The following is a 3267-nucleotide window of genomic DNA, read 5'->3' on the forward strand; positions in this document are numbered from 1 at the left end:
GACGCAAATCGAATGTGGGTTCCTAAAGGGCTTGGCATGATACGCCACCTGACGAATGGCTCGGCTTGGGCGCTGACGAAGGGCGTGGCAAGCTGCGATAAGCTCCGGGTAGGCGCACGCGGCCTTAGATCCGGAGATACCTGAATGGGACTTCCCACCACGGGTCAAACCGTGGAACTCCCATATGGGAGGAGAAACTCTCCGAACGGAAGCATCCAAGTAGGAGGAGGAAGAGAAACCAAGAGGGATTCCCAGATTAGCGGCGAGCGAAATGGGAACAGTCTAAACCGAACCCTGACAGGAAACTGTTGGGGGATGTAGTGTTGTAGGGCCCGGCCGCTTTCTCGCAGTCGAAGTCGAAATGGCCTGGAACGGCCTGCCGTAGAGGGTGATAGCCCCATAGATACAAGACTGCAGAATTAGGGCTGGAGTTCCTGATTACCTCACCCCGGTTTGGGTGCGGGAATCTGGAAGAAAGCAACTTCCAAGACTAAATACGTCCCAAGACCGATAGCGCACTAGTACCGCGAGGGAAAGCTGAAAAGTACCCCGGAAGGGGAGTGAAAAGTGCCTGAAATCAGGTGGTTACAGACGTGTACGGTCCGTAAGGGTAGATCCTCCCTGAAGGAGGCTGTGGTGACGCAGCATTACGAGGGGAGGGGACTAGGATTGTACGTTCCGTTTAGTACCATGGGCCGGGGAGTTCATTTCTGTGGTGAGGCTAAAGGCCGTATGGCCTGGAGTCGCAGGGAAACCAATAGTCCATAACGTGGATTCTCATGAAGCGTGAGGGACAGGGTCTGAAAGGGCCCGTAATCACAGGGATGACACTAGAAACCGAGTGATCTAGCCCTGAGTAGGATGAAGCCGGGCGAAAGCTCGGTGGAGGTCCGAAGGGGTGTTGACGTGCAACTCACTCCCATAACTTGGGGCTAGGGGCAAAAGACCAATCTAACTCGGTGATCGCTAGTTCCCGCCGAAATATCTCTAAGGATAGCCCGGTTGGAGGCTGCTGGTGGGGTAGAGTCCTGATTGGGGAACAAGGAACCGAAAGGTTCCACTCTCCATTCAAACTTCGAATCCATTAGCGCCGTAGAAGACCGGAGTCGGGCTTGGGGGGTAAGCTCCTAGGCCGCGAGGGGAACAACCCAGGCTTGGGTTAAGGCCCCAGAATCCTGGCTAAGTGTAGAAATTGAAAGCCGTCCTCAACCGGAGACAGCTGGAAGGTAGGCTTAGAAGCAGCCATCCTCCAAGCAGTGCGTAACAGCTGACCGGCCGAGGTTGGGGGCGCCGAAAATATACGGGACTAAGCCAGGTGCCGATACCCAGGGACACGGGGTCAAACCCGTGTCGGTAGGCGGGCGCGGCGTTCGGGTGGAAGCTGGGCCGTGAGGTCCAGTGGACCGTTCGCTGTTGCAGATCCCGGTGGTAGTAACAGCCATAGAGGGGTGAGAATCCCCTCCGTCGAAGGGGCCAGGGTTCCCCGGCAATGCGTCGTCAGCCGGGGGTAAGTCGGTCCTAAGACATGCCTTAACCGGCCATGTCGAAAGGGAAACAGGTTAAGATTCCTGTACCGGAGAGGTACACGCGGCAACGCAAGCTTCTGACCTGACGCTTCCGGATAGGCTGAGTGAGATCGTCGTCTCATCTAACCTTTGAAGCCTGGGGAGTACCGTAATGGTGAGAACCAGGCGAAGATGGGAATGGCCTCCCGTTTTAGGGGGGTTCAGCTGATTCCAGGAGCCAAGGAAAAGGGTCAGGGGATGGACCCTCTCCGTCCGTACCAAGATCCGACACAGGTGCCCCTAGGTGAGAAGCCTAAGACGTATCGGGTGGAACTCAGGCGAGGGAACTCGGCAAATTAGCCCCGTAACTTCGGGAAAAGGGGTGCCTGAACCCCTAGCTATGCTGGGAGTTCAGGTCGCAGTGACAAGGGGGAGGCGACTGTTTACTAAACAGCGAGAACCGTGCTGGCTAAGAGTGGGACCAATCTTCCGAACTTCGCATAGCAGCGCGAAACATCTGAACCAAGTTGACCCATACCCGATCGGAATACTGTACGGTGACGGGACCTCGTACGCTTCAAAGAAAGGGGCGTACTCAGTATCGGTGGATCAAGTGCGCGGACAACTGCTTTTGTCCGAAGTAGTTCCGCGACTCCGAAAGATGAACTTCAAAGTGCACTTCTACGACTATACGTCAAAAACTGATGGATCGCACAAATGGAGAGCGCTTGTATGGTCGAAGGATCTCTTTCTCTGGTTCGGAGAAATGCGACACAACATTGTTAATGTCGTTGATGGGCTAACAAACGAGGATTTCAAGAATTTCGTTGCAGGATTCTTCGATGCAGAAGGCACGTACACAGATAGACCTGTAATATACAACAAGAACAGGAAATTGCTGACTACAATTCAAAGAAGACTCCAGAACATAGGGATTTCAGGTCACATATACCGGTATGGGGTAGTACATGGAATACAGATCTACAGGAAGCTGGATGTTGAGAAGTTCAGGAGGTTAATTCCGTCCTACGTGCTTGAAGCACGGACCGCTGGGTAACAAACATATGAGGCTGCAAGCCCGAAAGGGTGTAAACAGCCTTTGAGTCCTGGCCAGTGGCGGTACCTGAAACCTGGGTACAACCGGGCTAAGGGCCGCTAAACGCCGGGAGTAACTCTGACTCTCTTAAGGTAGCCAAATGCCTTGTCGGGTAAGTTCCGACGTGCATGAATGGACCAATGACCTCCCCGCTGTCCCCGCCTGGGGCCCGGTGAACCCACTTTACCTGGACGAACAGTCCAGGGACACCCAGCGGGGCGAGAAGTCCCCGTGGAGTTTTACTGCAGCTTGTCGCTGGGATGTGATTGCGGGTACAGAGTGTAGGTGGGAGCCTTCGAAGCCGGGTCTTCGGGTCCGGTGGAGGCGCCAATGTAACACCACCTATCTGCGATTACATCTCTTACCAGGGTTGACTCTGGAACAACGGCAGGTAGGCAGTTTGGCTGGGGCGGCACCCCCTCGAAAAAATATCGAGGGGGCCCTAAGCTCGACTCATCCGGGACAGAACCCCGGAGTAGAGTGCAAGAGCAAAAGTCGGGCTGACTGGATCCTCAACGGCAAGGGATCCAGAGGCGAAAGCCTGGTCTAGCGATCCTTTATGTCCCCTTTGCTGGGGGCTGGAGGTGACAGAAAAATTACCCCGGGAGTAATTGGCTCGTCTCCTCCGAGAGTCCTCATCGACGAGGAGGATTGGTTCTCCGTCGT

Annotated in this window: 1 rRNA gene; it reads left to right on the plus strand. The window is 54.9% G+C overall.

The features are described 5' to 3' along the window. Positions 1 to 27: 27 nt before the first annotated feature. Positions 28 to 3267: ribosomal RNA gene (locus VGS11_10205) — 23S ribosomal RNA — on the plus strand; the annotation flags it as partial.

Source organism: Candidatus Bathyarchaeia archaeon (assembly GCA_035935655.1).
In the GTDB taxonomy this organism is placed as follows: Archaea; Thermoproteota; Bathyarchaeia; order 40CM-2-53-6; family 40CM-2-53-6; genus 40CM-2-53-6.